Raw genomic sequence first — 15,527 nt, 5'->3', positions numbered from 1 at the left:
ATGGAAACCCTCCCCGAGCCCTGGCACCGGCATCGGCACCCGCGTCGCGGCAGCGCCGGGGTGACCCTTTTCGTCCCCGATGCGAAAGCTCGCGCCGTGGTTCAGGAGGAGATCGGCCGCCGCCCCGGCCTGGTCAACAAGATCCTCGCCGCACCGACCACGGAAAAGTCGACGGCCCTCGCCGCGCGCACCTGGCTTGAGAGCAAGCCCGGTGCGTCACCGCTCGGTGCCGCGGCGATCGCGGCGATCAGCGCGCTGGGCAATTTCTCGCCGCGGCCACAGCTCGCCACCTGGGCCGACCTGCTGATCGCCGCGCACGGTCTGCGGTTCGCCGCCGAGGCAGCCGTCACGCTGAACGCGTTGATCATCATCGACGACGGCCCCGGCCGTGACGACCTCGGCGTGCGCCACCTGCGCTCCGGCGAGAACCGGCAGGGCTGGCAGATCGATACCCCGCTGCTGGTCCTGCTCCGCGTGCGCCGTGCGCTCGCCACGGCGAGCGACGCCGAGCACAACGAGGTGGTCCAGGCGCTGCTTCCCTATCGGTCCCTTCATGCGTACGCACGAGCGGCCACCTCCATCCTCGTCCCATCCCGTGATGACTGGGTGGAGCAGGACGTGCTGGCCGCGGTGGCCGACTCCGATTCGTACCGTGCTGCCGCCCTGACCACCGCGGTCGCCACCGGCGCGCAGCTGGACGCGCTCGTCCCGGTCGCCAACACCTGGACCGTGGTCGGCTCCACCGCGATGATCGCCACGATCGTCGACGGCACCGGCCCGGCCGCCGCACCGGCGCTGTTCCACTGGTTCGACGAGGGTTACGGCAACGCCGACGTGCAGAAACGCCTGCTCACCGCCCTCGCCGCCCTCCCCGGCGACGACGCGATGCGAGGGCTGGTCGAGCGGGTCGACGCGAAATACGTGGTGCCCACGCTGACCGAGGCCGCCGCTCTCGACCCGGAGCGGGCCCTGCGGCTCTTCGCCGAGGGCGCGGCGAAACAGCAGGTCGCCGACCTGCTGCGCGGCCACGTGCTGACCCACCCCGAGCTGGTCGACGAGGTGGCGCCGCGCCTCGGCCCGGCCGCCGCCGAGCAGATCCGGCAGATCGCCGACGAGTCGCGTTCGCTGGTGACCGCCCCCGCCTCGGCGATCCCGGCGATCCTGGTCAGCCCGCCCTGGCTGAGCCGCTCCAAGCCTGCCCGGACGATCGTGATCAGTGGCCTGACCTGCTCCGATCCGGCCGCGGCCCGCTGGCTCCCGGGCGAGCGCGAGCAGTGGGCCGACCCGGCCGGCCTGCCCCGAGCCTTCACGTCGAAACTGTCCTGGATCCAGGTCGCCGAGCGGCTGCTGACCGGCCGCGGTCAGTGGAGCGAGGCGGCCGGCTTCTTCACCCGCGCACCCACGATCGTCGCCCGCCCGATCATGCGGCAGTGGCGCCCGCGATACGGGTGGGAGGCCGGCCCGTGGATGCGGGTCGCCGCCGCCCGGTTCGAGGTCGACGCCCTGCCCTCCCTGCTCCACCTGGCAAACCACGGCACGGCCGACACCGCGGCGCTGCTCATGCCGTTCACCTCACCCGAGGTCGCCACGGTGATGGCCGGCTGGCTGGCCCGTCTCAAGAGCCTGCGCCGCCCCGCGCTCGCCTGGCTGCTCCGGCACCCGGCCGACGCCGCGTCCGCCCTGATCCCGGCCGCGCTCGGCAAGCCGGGCCAGGCTCGCCGCCAGGCCGAGGGCGCACTTCTCGCGCTGCACACACACGGCCTGGGCGAGACGGTCCAGACCGCCGCCCATCGGTACGGGCGAGACGCCGCCGCCGCGATCGAAACGCTGCTCACCACCGACCCGCTTGCCGTGCTGCCTGCGAAAATGCCACCGGCCCCGGGCTGGGCCGTGCCCGGTCTGCTCCCGCCGGTGCGCCTGCGGGACGGCTCCGGCGCGCTGCCACCCGAGTCCATCGGCCACCTCGTGACGATGCTGGCGCTGTCCAAGATCGACAGTGCGTACGCCGGACTGGAGATCGTCCAGGACGCATGCGACCCGGCTGACCTCGCCGAGTTCGCCTGGGGTGCCTTCCACCGCTGGCAGTCGGCCGGCGCGGAGTCGAGGGAAAACTGGGCACTCGACGCCCTGGGCCTGCTCGGCAACGACGAGACCGTCCGCCGCCTCACCCCGCTGATCCTGGCCTGGCCCGGCGACGGCGGCCATCAGAAAGCGGTCACCGGCGTCACCGTGCTCTCCACCATCGGCACCGACGTGGCCCTCATGCACCTGCACGGCATCTCCCAGCGAGCCAAGTTCAAGGGGCTGAAAGCGGCCGCACAGACCCGGATGGCCGAGGTGGCGGAGGCCCTCGGGCTGACCGCCGAGCAGCTGGCCGACCGGCTGGTCCCCGACTTCGGCCTGGCCGCCGACGGGAGCCTGCGCCTCGACTACGGCCCCCGGCAGTTCGTCATCGGCTTCGACGAGCAGCTCCGCCCGTTCGCGGCGGACGCAACCGGCAAGCGTCTGAAGGCACTGCCCAAGCCGGGCGCACGGGACGACGCGGAGCTCGCGCCGGCCGCGTGGAAACAGTTCGCCGCGCTGAAAAAAGACGTCCGGACCATCGCGACCGACCAGGTACGCCGCCTGGAGCAGGCGATGGTCCACGGCCGCCGCTGGACACTCCCCGAGTTCCAGCAGTTCTTCGTCGAGCACCCCTTGGTCTGGCACATCGCCCGCCGCCTGGTCTGGCGTCTCGACGCGGGGCCGGCGTTCCGGATCGCCGAGGACCGCACGTTCTCAACAGTCGACGACGAGCCGCTGCTCCCACCCGAGAACGGTGTTGTCGGTGTCGCCCATCCGCTGCACCTCGGCGACTCGCTGGGCACCTGGGTCGAGCTGTTCGGCGACTACGAGATCATCCAGCCGTTCCCGCAGCTCAACAGGCCGGTCTTCGCCCTGGAGGCGGCCGGCGAGGTGCTGACCCGGCTCCAGGGCTCCACACTGCCGACAACAAAGGTCCTCAGCCTGGAACGCCGCGGCTGGCGCCGCGAGGAACCCCAGGACGCCGGCATGCAGAGCCGGATGGAGTTACCGATCGCCCCGGGCCTAAAGTTCGCCCTGGACATCGACCCCGGCATAGCGATCGGCTCGATCGACTATTTCCCCGAGCAGAAGGTGACCGCCGCCTACCTGCACAACGGCACCGGCCCCCGCTGGCGCCACAACCCCGAGGGCGAAATTCCCCTCTCCACGCTGGACCCGGTAACAACATCCGAACTACTACGCGACCTAACCGACCTAACCACCTGACAGACCCAACCACCCAACCGCCCGACCGCCCGACCACGCCCGAGCACGCCCGACCACCTGACCGGACCCGACCACTTGGACGCGCCCGAGCGCGCGGCGGGCTACCGGTTGCGGGTGGTCAGGCGACAGCTGGTGGTCAGGCTGCTGCGGGGGTCAGGGGGTCAGGCGGCTGCGGGGACGTCTTCGGGCCAGGCTGTGCCCAGCTCGGTGAAGATGGCGCCGTTGAAGGCGAAGGCCTGGCGGGCCTCGGCGAGGATCACCTCTAGGCGCTCCTCCGGCAGGTCGAGCGCGTCCAGCTGCTGGCGGTACGCCGTCTTGTAAGCCTTCGCGTCGGGGATCTGCTCGAAGCGGTAGAAGTTCGTCGCCGCCGGCGGGAGGCCGTACTTGTCGCTCAGGGTGCGGCCGATCAGCTGGCCGCCGCTCAGGTCGCCCAGGTAACGGACGTAATGGTGGGCGATGAAGTGCTCCGGGGAGGTGCGGCACTTCTCGCGGAGCCGCTGCGCGTACCCCTGGGTGGCCTCGACCGGGACGACCGTGGACTCCCAGCCGGCGCCGTGCAGGTGGGCGAGGTCCGCTTCCAGGGCCGGCACGCGGAACAGGGCCGGATCGGCGAACGCGCCCGCGACCGGGTCGTTGCGCATCGCCTCGGCGGCCGCCTCCAGCTCGCGGTAGATCACCAAGTACTGGCTGGTCAGCTCGGCGAAGCCGGCCACCGGGATCGTGCCCGCCATCAGACGGGAGATGAAGGTCCTGGTCTCGGCCTCACGGTGTTCGACCATGGTGGCGCGGCGGATACGGGCTGCGAAACCGGTCATCTCGGCTCGTCCTTCCTGATCTGCGGAGCAGCAGCGATTCGCAAAGCGGCGGTGCTCGGCGAATGCGGTGTGGAAGCCATACCGAGCTTCCAGTATCGGGGTTCCGGGGCGGTCCTCATTAGGCGGTTACCGGATCCGGGACGACACGAGCGCGCCGGGAGCGCACTCGACGGCGGACAAGCCGGACAAGAAGGTAGAGAAGTGCGGCACCGAGCAGGGCGACAAGTGCCCAGGGCCAGGCCCAGACTCCGGTGCTGCGGGAGACGGCCGGCAGCTGCTCGTCGAAGGTCGCGGGCACGACGCTGACCTCGGCGGCGAGACGCACCGTGGGCTGCACACCAGTGATCTTCTCAGTGATCGTGATCGAGCCGCCAGGTAGCAGTTCGGGTATCTCCATGGCACCGGTGCGGGCCAGCTCCCAGCCGAACGGGCCGGTCACGCGTACCGAGCCGATGCCGGTGAGCCGCAGGTTGCCGGTGTTGCGGACGAGGTAGCGGACTGTCATCACGCCGCCGTCGGCCGGGTTCGTGGATTGGCTGTACTCAAGGCGTACCGAATCGATCTTGATGGTGGGCGCGACCGCGCCCGCGACGGTGAGGTAGACGCGGGCCGCGATGCGGCGATCCACCAGGACCTTCTGGCCGCTGGCGTCGACCTGCTCCTCCGCGATCGAGGCGATCACTCCGCCGGCGTGGTCGCCAGGCGTCGCGTTGTCCGGCACGGTGATCGAGAACGGTACGTCGAGCCGGGTGTTCGGCGGGACCGTGTACTGCTTGGCGCCGAGACCGATCCACGCGCCGATGTCGGTGGGCTGCTGCGCGGCGGCGAGCAGCGCGAACGAGCCGTCATCGGTGGTGTACGCGTCAGTGCCGTAGACCTGGAAGGTCTGCGCCTTGGCGGTGAGGTTGGTGATGCCGACGTAATCGGTGATCCGCTCGCCGGGCGACGCACGCCGGATGATGAAGTCCCGCCCGTCGGGGCCCTTGGCGCTCGACGGCTGCACAGACCAGCGCACACCGGAGTCACCGGGTGCCGCCGAGGCCGGAGCGGGGATCGACACCACGATCACAACGGCGGCCAGAAGGCCCCGGACGAACATGTTGCTCCTTACGATGGGGCCGGGCCGGCCGGGAATAATTGCGGTATTCCCGGCCGGTTCCCTCGCCCAGTGAAAATCAGGCGAGCGTCAGGGTGAGAACGGCGCTGTACTCACCAGCTGCGCTGGACTCGGGGATACCGAGCTCCAGAGCGGCGCCACAGGTGGAGCTGCCGAGGCTGCTCCCGGTCTCCGCGCTGCACAGAGTGCGGCTGGCACCGAGGCCGGTGCCGGGCGCGACCGGGTTACCGGCCGTCACCTTGTTGCTGACGCCGGCGGCGTCAACGAGCGAGCTGTCGACCACCGCGGCGGAGGGCTTCCAGCCGAGGTTGGCAGCGGGGATCTTGCCGCCACCGGTCGACGAGAACTCGGTGACCTGACCGACCAGGTCCCAACCGGAGTTGGTGCCACGCAGGTCGCTCACGGTGACCGAGTTGAGAGCACCAGTCGCGGTCTGGCCCGGGGTCGCGGCGGAGAGCGCCACATTGGAGCCGGCCGACGTGAGGGTCAGCGCACCACCGGTGACCGCCGCCTTGATCGTCTGCGACGCGGAGCCGTTACCGGGCTCCGGGTCCGTCGGGTCGGTGGGGTCGGTCGGATCCGTCGGGTCCGTGGGGTCGGTCGGGTCGGTCGGCTCCGTGGTCTCCTCGGCCGACGCGGTCGCCGTGATCGGGTCCAGATCGCTGCCCGCGGCGTAGAAACCGGCGAACGCGGCGGCACCCGAGGCGGTAAGGGTGGAGGCGAGGTTCGAGAACGAGATGTCGCCGCCGGTGACCGTGGGAGCGGTGGTCACCACGGAGGCGATCTCGGCCTGCTCCAGGTCGGAGGCGACAGCCCCGCCGTTCACCAGTTCCACGTCGGCCAGCAGCGAGCCGGTGCCGTCGCCGTCGACCACCAGGGTCGGGTTGGCGAGCGTGATCTGGAAGAAGTGCGCCGGGTACGAGAACACGACAGTGCCCTTGTAGTTGACCGTGGCGGTGCCGGCGGCCGTGTCGTACTTGCCACCCTTCGAAGCGAAGTCGAAGGTGCCGTCACTGTTGCGGGTCGCACCATCACTCACGGCGATCGGCGGGGTGCCGTTACCAGTGCCGATGTACGCCCGGAACGACGCCTTGAAACCCCAGTCCAGGCTGCCACCGGCCACGTTGACCGGTGCCGCCAGGGCCGGGCTGACCCCGGTCAGCGCCGTGGCGGCGCCGATCGCGATCGCACCAGCGAACAGTGCGACCCGATGCGGGCCCTTGGTGTTGCCCATGCTCGTTTCCTTCCGATGAGGGCAGACGCTCGCTGATGCGAGCGGAGTTAGGCTAGCCTCACCTAAACTCATGATCAAAAGCAAGATCATGTGAGCTGGGAAATCCCTGGAGGACAACGGTGCGCATCGGCCGGATAGCCGCGGTCGCGGCCCTGGCGCTGATCGTGGTGACAGCGGGCGGAACACCCGCGCAGGCCGCGAAGCGTCTCACGGTCTCCAAGACGAAAGGGCTGGATCGGGCCGGCGAGACCGTCACCGTGACCGGCCGGGGATACGACGTGGAGAAGGGCATCTACGTCGCGTTTTGCCTGGACAACGGCGCCGGCGTGCTGCCGTCACCGTGCGGTGGCGGAGCGGACATGTCGGGCGACTCCGGAGCGTCCGTGTGGATCTCCAACAATCCACCGTCCTATGCCGAAGGACTCACCAAGCCGTACGGCAAGGGTGGCTCGTTCACGGTGTCGCTGAAGGTCAACCAGATGATCGGCGACATCGACTGCGCCGTCCGCGGCTGCGCGATCGTGACCAGGGCGGACCACACCAGGACGAGCGATCGGTCCCAGGACGTCCGCATTCCGGTGCGTTTCGCGGCGGCCGCGGGTTCCACCACAGACGGAGTGACCTCCACCACCGCGCCGCAGAAAACCCCGCAGAACACCACCACGACCGCGAAGCCGAACGGCAGCAAGACCCCCGTCGGCCCGCCCACCGGACGTCTCGCCACGGCCGCTCCCCCGGCCGCCACGACCGCCGCCGCGATCGCTGTCGCCGAGCCGATGCTGAGCCGCACCAGCACCGCTACCCCGATGGGCCACTGGTGGGCGATCGGCGGCGCGTTCCTGGTCGGCATTCTCGCCACCACCGTGATGGGCCGGATTCGGCGCCGTAAGCAGGAGAAAGCATGAAGATCCGCCATGTCGCCGCGGTGCTGGTGACGACCGCCCTGCTGACCGGGGGTTGCACCTCGGTGAGCGAGATCGGACCCGAGGCCGAGGCTGCCTCGGCCAATGGCTGCGGTGTCACCACCGCGAAGCTCGCCAGCGAGGACATAACCCCGCTCGACCCCGCGCCCGCACCGAAGCTGCCGGTCACCGTGGACTCGGCGGACAAACGCAACGTCACCGTGACGAGCGCCGACCGGATCCTCGCGGTGAATCTGTACGGCTCCCTCGGCGAGATCGTCTTCAGCCTCGGCCTCGGTGACCGGGTGATCGGCCGGGACACGTCCACCACGTTCCCCGCCGCCGCGAAGCTTCCGCTGGTCACGCCGCAGGGACACGACCTGTCGGCCGAGGCGATCCTCAAGCTGAACCCGACGGTCCTGCTCGCCGACGACAGCATCGGCCCGCCGACAGTGCTCAACCAGATCCGCGAGGCCGGCATCCCGGTCGTGATCGTCGACGACACGCAGACCCTGGCCGCGGTGCCCGAGCACATCCGGGCCGTTGCCGCCGCGCTCGGCGTACCCGAGGCCGGTGAGCAGCTGGTCCAGCGGGTGCAGTCGGAGATCGACGCGGCCCGCAAGACCGCGCCGACGGGTGGCACGCCGCCGCGGATCGCGTTCCTCTACGTCCGCGGCACAGCGGGTGTGTTCCTGATCGGCGGCGAGGGCGCCGGCTCCGACTCGATGATCGAGGCGATCGGCGCGGTCGACGCGGGCAGTGAGATCGGGCTCAAGAAGTTCCGGCCGCTGACCAGCGAAGGCCTGATCAACGCGGCGCCGGACGTGATCCTGGTGATGACCGAGGGCCTGAACTCGGTCGACGGCGTGGACGGCCTGCTCAAGCTGCCCGGTGTCGCGCAGACTCCGGCCGGGATGAACCGGCGGATCGTGGACATGGACGACGGCATCCTGCTCAACTTCGGCGCTCGGACCGGCAAGGCGGTCGAGGCTCTGGCCAAGGCGGTTTACGGCCCGTGCAGCTGACGAAAGAAAGCCCGCTCAGAGCGTACAAAAAAGCGGTCTTGATCTTGGGGTTGGCAGTTGGTCTTGTCATTGTCTGCCTGGTCGCGGCGGGTAAGGGGCAGGTGCCGATCTCGCCGGGTGAGGTGGCCGGTTCGCTGCTGCATCGGCTCGGGCTCGACATCGGACCGATGCCCTCGGCGGTGCAGGGTGAGAACGCGCTCTGGCTGGTGCGTTTCCCGCGCGTGGTGCTCGCGGTGATCGTCGGCGCGTCGCTGGGCTGCGCCGGCGCCCTCATGCAGGGCGTTTTCGGCAATCCGCTCGCCGAGCCGGGCGTCGTGGGCGTCTCCTCCGGCGCGGCGGTGGGTGCGGCGGCGGCGATCGTCAGCGGCGTCACGATCTTCGGGGCCTGGAGCACCGCGGCCGCCGCCTTCGCCGGCGGCATGATCACAACCCTTCTTGTGTACGCGATGTCGCGCGCCGCCGGCCGCACCGAGGTCGTGACGCTTGTCCTCACTGGCGTGGCGGTCAACGCGACCGCGGGCGCCCTGCTCGGGCTGCTGATGTTCCTGACCGACGACGACGGTGTCCGCGCCATCGCGTTCTGGCAGCTCGGCAGCCTGGCCCAGGCCACCTGGGGCTCGGTCGCGGTCGCCGGTCCGTGCATGATCGCGGGTCTCGTGGTGGCGGCGATCTGCGCCCGCAAGCTCGACCTGCTGGCCCTCGGCGAACGCCCGGCCCGGCACCTCGGCGTCGACACCGAGCGGCTGCGGATCATCGCGATCATCGCGACCGCGCTGCTCACCGCCTCGGCCGTGGCGTTCACCGGGATCATCAGCTTCGTCGGGCTGGTCGTGCCGCACCTGATCCGCATGATCGCCGGGCCGGGGCACCGGGTGCTGATCCCGGCCAGCGCGCTGGCCGGCGCGGTGATCGTGGTGACCGGTGATCTGATCGCCCGGACCGCCATCGACTATCAGGAACTACCGCTCGGGGTGCTGACCGCCGTGGTCGGCGGGCCGGCCTTCTTCTGGCTGCTGCGGCGCACCCGGGCACGTGCCGGAGGCTGGGGATGAGAGCGACCGGGGTTTCGGTGCGGCTGGGTGGTCGCGAGGTGGTGTCCGGAGTGGACATGCACGTCGATCCAGGTGAGGTGGTCGCGCTGGTCGGGCCGAACGGGGCCGGGAAGTCGACGCTGCTGGCGGCACTGGCAGGCGATATCGGATATTCCGGGGAAATCCGGATAGCCGGCCGCGACCTCACCGCTTACAAGGCCGTCGAGCTCGCCCGTCAGCGATCGGTGCTGCCCCAGAAGGCGACGCTGTCGTTCCCGTTCAACGCCGGCGAGGTGATCCGGATGGGCCGGGCGCCGTGGAACGGACGGCCCGAGAGCGCCGATGACGAGGATGCCGTCGCCGAGGCGATGAAGTGGACCGAGACCAGCGCGTTCGATCAGCGCCCGTTCCCGGCGCTCTCCGGCGGCGAGCAGGCTCGGGTCGCGCTGGCCCGGGTGCTGGCCCAGCGCACGCCGGTGCTGCTGCTCGACGAACCCACTGCGGCACTCGACCTGCGCCATCAGGAGCTGGTCATGGCCGCGGCACGCGCTCGTGCCGGGGACGGCGCCGCGGTGGCGGTCGTCCTGCACGATCTGGGGCTTGCTGCGGCGTACGCGGACCGGGCATATGTGCTGGCAGCGGGCAAGGTCCGCCGGTCCGGACCGCCCGCCGAGGTGTTCACCGAGGAGCTGCTCAGCGAGGTCTATCAACACCGGGTCGAGGTGATCGACCACCCTCGCACGGGAACGCCGCTTATCGTTCCGCATCGATCCTGAAACAAGGGCTGCACGACGGTACGGTCACGTCCTATCATCCATCCATGTCACGGTCGTTTCGGATGCCCACTGTGGTGGGTGTCGCGCTGCTCGCCAGCGCTTTCCTCGGCTCGCCGGCGCAGGCCGCCGCCACCGGGGTGGCCTCGGTCTCCGGCACCAAGGTGATCTACAAGGCGGGCAAGGCCAAGCAGAACAAGGTCGTCGTGACCCGATCGGGCAACACGATCACGGTTGACGACCGGGTCGCGGTCAAGGCCGGGGCGGGCTGCAAGAAGGTCTCCGGCGACAAGACCAAGGTGCGCTGCACGACGAGCAAGGCGCCGACCAGGGTCGGCGTCTACACCTATGACCGGGTCGACTCGATCGTCAACAAGACCGGGCTCGGCATGACCGCCGACGGTGGCAGCGCGAACGACTCGATCACCGGCGGGCCGCGCGGCGACACCCTGCGCGGCGGCACCGGCAAGGACAAGATCTGGGGCCTGGCCGGCAGCGACACCATCGACGGCGGCGAGGGCAACGACTGGATCAAGGGTGGCGACGGCCACGATCATCTGGAGGGCTCCGACGGCAACGACGTCGTCTACGGCGACAACGGCGACGATTCGCTCGGTGGCGGAATCGGTAACGACCGCCTCAGCGGTGGTGCCGGAAACGACATCCTGGGCTGGGCCGACGGTGACTACTCCGAGCCGGATAACGACGTCTTCTCCGGTGGCCCCGGGAACGACGAGGTCAACTACTTCATCTACGAGCACGCCGTGAAAGCGGACGCTGACGGGGTCGCCGACGACGGCAAGGCCAGCGAGAAGGACAACATCAAGCCGGACGTCGAGCGGATCCAGGGCGGCCAGAAGAACGACCGTCTGTACGGCACGAGCCGCGCGGACACCCTCGTCGGCGGCCCGGGCAACGACACCATCTACGGGTACGGCGGCAACGACGTGCTGGTCGGCGAACTGGGCGCGGACGTGCTCGACGGTGGCGCCGGCAACGACGAGCTGGCCGGTGACGACGCCACCATGGGCGCGGTGAGCGCGGACGTGATGCGCGGCGGCGCCGGCCGCGACCGGGTCTGGTACTCCGGCTACACCAAGCCGGTCACCGTCGACCTCGACGGCGCTGCTCGCGACGACGGCCAGGCCGGCGAGAAGGACACCGTCGGCGCCGACGTCGAGGACATCCTCGGCGGCAACGGCAACGACCGGCTCACCGGCAACGCCGCCGCCAACGTGATCTGGGGCGACTACGGCAACGACGTCATCCGGGGCGGCGCGGGCAACGACGAGCTGGACGGCTCGGACGGCCGCGACACGGTTTACGGCGAGGCCGGCGACGACGACCTCGACGGCCGGGACTGGGACAGCTCGGACGAGCCGGACCACCTCGACGGCGGCTCCGCCGGGAACGACCTGTGCCGGCCCAGGCCGAGCGACACCCTGGTCAGTTGCGAGCGCACGGCATGATCGTTATTCGAACACCGCGAATGCTTCGAATGCTTCGAACGGGAGATCACGTGTCACCGTCCGCTCGCCGTGCTGCCTGGGGCGTCGCGCTGCTCACCGGCCTGTCCGCCACCCTTGTCGGCGCACCGGCGCAGGCCGCCACCCCCGCCACCGCGAAGGTCTCCGGCCGGACGGTGTTGTACACCGCTGCCAAGGGCCAGCAGAACAAGGTCGTGGTGACCGTCTCGGGCCGGACCGTCACGATCGACGACCGGGTCGCGATCAAGGCTGGCAAGGGCTGCAAGAAGGTCAAGGGTGACAAGACCAAGGTCCGCTGCACCACGACGAAGGCGCCGGCCTGGCTGGACATCTACACCGGCACCCGCAACGACTCGATCGTCAACAAGACCGGGATCAAGATGACCGCCGACGGCGGCAGCGGGAACGACTCGATCACCGGCGGCTCGGCGGCTGACTATCTCTCCGGCGGAACCGGCAACGACAAGATCTGGGGCGCCGGCGGCAACGACTACGTCACCGGTGACAGCGGCAACGACCGGCTCAGCGGCGGCACCGGAAACGACACGATGTTCGGCAACGCCGGCAACGACACGGTGAACGGTGACAACGGGCGCGACCTGCTCGGTGGCGGCGCGGGCAACGACAAGCTCAACGGCGGGGCCGGCGACGACGTCATCGGCTGGGACGACGCCGATGTCACCGGCGCGGACAACGACGTGTACTCCGGCGGGGCCGGATTCGATTACCTCGACGCGTACAAGTACTACAAGCACGCGGTGCGGATCGACATCGACGGCGCAGCCGACGACGGCAAGTCCGGCGAGAAGGACAACGTCAGGAACGACATCGAGAACATCCTCGGCAGCCCGAAGAACGACCGGATCTACGGCAGCAGCCGCGGCGAGTACCTCGACGGCGGCGCCGGCAACGACACCGTCTACGGCAACGGGGGCGTCGACCAGATCTCGGGCGGCCGCGGCGCCGACACCCTCGATGGCGGAGCCGGGAACGACGAGCTCATCGGCGACTTCCCGCCCGACGGCGTGAGCGCTGACGTGCTGCGCGGCGGCGCCGGCACCGACCTGGTCAACTACAGCGGTTACACCAAGCCGGTCACCGTCGACCTCGACGGCGCTGCTCGTGACGACGGCCAGGCCGGCGAGAAGGACACCGTCGGCGCCGACGTGGAGAACATCTACGGCGGCGAAGGCAACGACCGGCTGACCGGCAACGCCGCTGCCAACTACATCCTCGGCGGGTACGGCAAAGACACGATCTTCGGCGGCCCCGGCAACGACGAGCTGAGCGGCGACGGCGGCAACGACTACATCTACGGCGAGACCGGCGACGACTATCTGGACGGCACCGACTTCGGCTCCGCTGCCGAGCCCGACCGGCTGGACGGCGCTCTCGGCGACGACCTGTGCCGCCCGTGGCCGGATGACGTCATGGTCAGCTGCGAAAGCGTTGTTTAAGTCCTTTTTTCGTACGGGGGAATCCATATGCCACGCGTCATCGCCATATCCGGAATAGCCCTGGTCACACTCGGTCTGTTCGCCGCACCGGCGCAGGCCGCCGCGGCCATCGGTGTCGCCACCGTCACCGGGACGAAGGTGGTCTACAAGGCCGCCAAGGGCAAGCAGAACAAGGTAGTCGTGACCCGGTCGGGCAACACGATCACGGTCGACGACAAGGTCGCGGTCAAGCCGGGCAAGGGCTGCAAGAAGGTCTCCGGCGACAAGACCAGGGTGCGTTGCACGACGTCGAAAACGCCGACGAGGGTGAAGGTCTACACCTACGACCGGAACGACTCGATCGTCAACAAGACCGGGCTCGGCATGACCGCCGACGCAGGTAGCGGCAACGACTCGATCACCGGCGGCCCGCGCGGCGACACCCTGTACGGCAACACCGGCAAGGACAAGATCTGGGGCCTGGCCGGCAAGGACTACCTCTACGGTGGCACCGGCGGCGACTGGATCAGCGGCGGCGACAGCGACGACGTGATCGACGGCGACACGGGCAACGATGTCGTCTACGGCAACAACGGCCACGACTACGTCGGCGGCGGGGTCGGCAACGACCGGCTCAGCGGCGGCGCGGGTGTCGACTACATCGGCTGGACGGATTACGAGGGCACCGGCAACGACGTCTTCTCCGGCGGCAGCGACGAGGACACCCTCAACGCCTACCGGTACTACGAGCACGCGGTCCGGGTGGACACCGACGGGGTCGCCGACGACGGCGCGTCCGGCGAGAAGGACAACGTCAAGAACGACATCGAGATCATCTACGGCACCGACAAGAACGACCGGATCTCCGGTGGCAGCCAGCCGAACATCCTCTTCGGAGGGAAGGGCAACGACGTTCTCTACGGCCTCGGCGGCATCGACAATCTGCTCGGCGGTCCCGGCGCCGACGTGCTCGACGGCGGCTCCGGCGACGACTTCCTCCAGGGTGACGACCCGAACGAGGGCAAGGTGAGCGCCGACGTGATCCGCGGCGGCACCGGGAACGACCGGGTCTGGTACGGCAGCTACACCAAGCCGGTCACCGTCGACCTCGACGGAGCCAAGGGCGACGACGGCCAGGCCGGCGAGGGCGACACCGTCGGCAGCGACGTCGAGAACCTGGCCGGAGGCGACGGCAGCGACCGGCTGACCGGCAACGGCGCAGCCAACGTGATCTGGGGCAACGACGGCAACGACGTGATCCGCGGTGGCGGCGGCAACGACGAGTTGATCGGCAACAACGGCCGGGACAGCATCTACGGCGATGCCGGCGACGACCTCCTCGACGGCCAGGACTACAACGGCAACGAGGTCGACCGGCTCGACGGCGGCGCGAACAGCCCGGTCGGCGACCGCTGCCGCCAGGTCACCGGAGACATCGTGGTCAGCTGCGAGTCAACCCTTTGATCCAAAGCTTTTCGGTACGCACGGCGCCCTTCTCCACCTTCGGCGGTTTGAGCGTCACCTGCCGCCAGTCGGGCAGAGTTCGGTTGTAAAGCGCGTTGTCGTACCCGCTGAGGACGACCGGGCCGGCATGACGGCGGAGCACGTCGAGCATCTCGATGTGCTCCGCCGTTGTCATCTCCTGGCCGTACATCCGCTGCGTGCGCACCTCCGGCAGGTACGGCGGATCCGCGTAGATCAGGCAGTCCGCCGCCGAGAACCGCAGCATCACCTCGATCGCCGGCCGATTCTCGATCTCCGCCTCGGCGAGCCGCCACGCCATCGACCGCAGCTCGTCGGGTACCCGGCTCCATCGGTCGGACATGCCGCGTGCCCTCTGGCGTACCCCTCGGGTCTTCCATCCGGTCTTCTTGGCGAGGTCGCTGGCGTGTGCCTGCCAGACTCGGACCACGAACCGGCGAGCGTCCTCCAGCGGGTCGCCGGTCACCGCGTCGGAGATCGTGTACTCATCCCGGGACCAGGGTGTGGTCTCCAGCGCCCAGCACAGGTCCTCGGTGCGATCACGCAGCATCCGGAACAGATTGACGACAGCGCCATTGGTGTCATTGATCAATTCGTGGGGTGACGGTTCCTTGGTGAAGAAGACCGCGCCACTGCCGAAATACGGCTCAAGATAGTGATAGTGGCTTCCGAAGTGGGCGGCCACCGCGCCGGCGATGGACCACTTCGCGCCGGGGTAACGCAGCGCGGCTGACCTGCGGGAAAGCACCGGCACCATCTCTCCACTGGTGTCCATCCAGTATTGATATGGTGGACAAGTGCATGTCTAGTGCCGATTAGCATGGTGAAAAGGTAAATAGCGTCTTTTCACCCCCTGGGATTACCCGATGTCACGGTGATCCCTACGCGGGGGTCTCGGACCGCCAGCCGGGACCCCCGGGTACGCAGAAACGGC

General features: G+C 69.4%; 12 protein-coding genes. 8 read left to right on the top strand and 4 right to left on the bottom strand.

Annotated elements, in window-relative coordinates:
- Complete coding sequence (locus B0I29_RS38465; protein ID WP_111654214.1) at nt 1-3,291, top strand: DUF4132 domain-containing protein; 3,291 nt, start codon at nt 1-3, stop codon at nt 3,289-3,291.
- A 161-nt stretch (nt 3,292-3,452) separates the two neighbouring features.
- Here the strand turns inward: B0I29_RS38465 and B0I29_RS38460 are convergent, their stop codons facing one another.
- The 3 genes from B0I29_RS38460 to B0I29_RS38450 all read right to left on the bottom strand — a co-directional run bounded on the left by B0I29_RS38460 (nt 3,453) and on the right by B0I29_RS38450 (nt 6,457).
- The gene (locus B0I29_RS38460; protein WP_111654101.1) at nt 3,453-4,106 is read right to left on the bottom strand and encodes a biliverdin-producing heme oxygenase; all 654 of its coding nucleotides are present in this window, start codon (nt 4,104-4,106) and stop codon (nt 3,453-3,455) included.
- Nucleotides 4,107-4,224: 118 nt separating this feature from the next.
- A complete protein-coding gene (locus B0I29_RS38455) occupies nt 4,225-5,205 on the bottom strand; it encodes a WxL protein peptidoglycan domain-containing protein (protein WP_111654100.1) in 981 nt (326 codons plus the stop codon).
- Between the two features lie 76 nt (nt 5,206-5,281).
- Complete coding sequence (locus B0I29_RS38450) at nt 5,282-6,457, bottom strand: HtaA domain-containing protein (protein ID WP_111654099.1); 1,176 nt, start codon at nt 6,455-6,457, stop codon at nt 5,282-5,284.
- 119 nt (nt 6,458-6,576) lie between these two features.
- Between B0I29_RS38450 and B0I29_RS38445 the strand changes: the two genes are divergently transcribed.
- Genes B0I29_RS38445 through B0I29_RS38415 form a run of 7 tightly spaced genes read left to right on the top strand, consistent with a single transcriptional unit; the run spans nt 6,577 to nt 14,575 of the window.
- Nucleotides 6,577-7,362 carry a hypothetical protein gene (locus tag B0I29_RS38445; protein WP_111654098.1) on the top strand — a complete coding sequence of 262 codons (786 nt, stop codon included), beginning with the start codon at nt 6,577-6,579 and terminating at the stop codon, nt 7,360-7,362.
- Nucleotides 7,359-8,384, top strand: a complete 1,026-nt coding sequence (locus B0I29_RS38440) for a heme/hemin ABC transporter substrate-binding protein (protein ID WP_181558198.1) — start codon at nt 7,359-7,361, stop codon at nt 8,382-8,384. Before B0I29_RS38445 ends, B0I29_RS38440 begins: the two co-directional genes overlap by 4 nt.
- Before the next feature lie 50 nt (nt 8,385-8,434).
- Nucleotides 8,435-9,436, top strand: a complete 1,002-nt coding sequence (locus tag B0I29_RS38435) for a FecCD family ABC transporter permease (RefSeq protein ID WP_245973119.1) — start codon at nt 8,435-8,437, stop codon at nt 9,434-9,436.
- Nucleotides 9,433-10,191 (top strand): heme ABC transporter ATP-binding protein, encoded by a 759-nt coding sequence (locus B0I29_RS38430; RefSeq protein ID WP_111654096.1) that lies wholly within the window; start codon nt 9,433-9,435, stop codon nt 10,189-10,191. The genes B0I29_RS38435 and B0I29_RS38430 overlap by 4 nt, the downstream gene beginning before the upstream one ends.
- A gap of 44 nt (nt 10,192-10,235) precedes the next feature.
- Complete coding sequence (locus tag B0I29_RS38425; protein ID WP_111654095.1) at nt 10,236-11,657, top strand: calcium-binding protein; 1,422 nt, start codon at nt 10,236-10,238, stop codon at nt 11,655-11,657.
- Nucleotides 11,658-11,707: 50 nt separating this feature from the next.
- Entirely contained in the window at nt 11,708-13,132 is a 1,425-nt protein-coding gene (locus B0I29_RS38420; protein ID WP_181558197.1) for a calcium-binding protein, read from the top strand.
- A gap of 27 nt (nt 13,133-13,159) precedes the next feature.
- On the top strand, nt 13,160-14,575 hold the full coding sequence (locus B0I29_RS38415) for a calcium-binding protein (protein ID WP_111654093.1): 1,416 nt from the start codon (nt 13,160-13,162) through the stop codon (nt 14,573-14,575).
- Here the strand turns inward: B0I29_RS38415 and B0I29_RS38410 are convergent.
- Nucleotides 14,553-15,368 carry a DNA adenine methylase gene (locus B0I29_RS38410; protein ID WP_111654092.1) on the bottom strand — a complete coding sequence of 272 codons (816 nt, stop codon included), beginning with the start codon at nt 15,366-15,368 and terminating at the stop codon, nt 14,553-14,555. The genes B0I29_RS38415 and B0I29_RS38410 overlap by 23 nt on opposite strands.
- Nucleotides 15,369-15,527: the final 159 nt, after the last annotated feature.

The sequence above is a fragment of the Actinoplanes lutulentus genome (assembly GCF_003259845.1).
In the GTDB taxonomy this organism is placed as follows: Bacteria; Actinomycetota; Actinomycetes; order Mycobacteriales; family Micromonosporaceae; genus Actinoplanes; species Actinoplanes lutulentus.
Note: the sequence above shows the minus strand (reverse complement) of the source record. Positions and strands in the feature narration are given on the sequence as shown.

Excerpts from the sequence above, each read along its gene's own strand:
- B0I29_RS38465 (WP_111654214.1), top strand. The coding sequence starts at position 1 with ATGGAAACCCTCCCCGAGCCCTGGCACCGGCATCGGCACCCGCGTCGC.
- B0I29_RS38460 (WP_111654101.1), bottom strand. The coding sequence starts at position 4,106 with ATGACCGGTTTCGCAGCCCGTATCCGCCGCGCCACCATGGTCGAACAC.
- B0I29_RS38455 (WP_111654100.1), bottom strand. The coding sequence starts at position 5,205 with ATGTTCGTCCGGGGCCTTCTGGCCGCCGTTGTGATCGTGGTGTCGATC.
- B0I29_RS38450 (WP_111654099.1), bottom strand. The coding sequence starts at position 6,457 with ATGGGCAACACCAAGGGCCCGCATCGGGTCGCACTGTTCGCTGGTGCG.
- B0I29_RS38440 (WP_181558198.1), top strand. The coding sequence starts at position 7,359 with ATGAAGATCCGCCATGTCGCCGCGGTGCTGGTGACGACCGCCCTGCTG.
- B0I29_RS38430 (WP_111654096.1), top strand. The coding sequence starts at position 9,433 with ATGAGAGCGACCGGGGTTTCGGTGCGGCTGGGTGGTCGCGAGGTGGTG.
- B0I29_RS38425 (WP_111654095.1), top strand. The coding sequence starts at position 10,236 with ATGTCACGGTCGTTTCGGATGCCCACTGTGGTGGGTGTCGCGCTGCTC.
- B0I29_RS38415 (WP_111654093.1), top strand. The coding sequence starts at position 13,160 with ATGCCACGCGTCATCGCCATATCCGGAATAGCCCTGGTCACACTCGGT.
- B0I29_RS38410 (WP_111654092.1), bottom strand. The coding sequence starts at position 15,368 with ATGGACACCAGTGGAGAGATGGTGCCGGTGCTTTCCCGCAGGTCAGCC.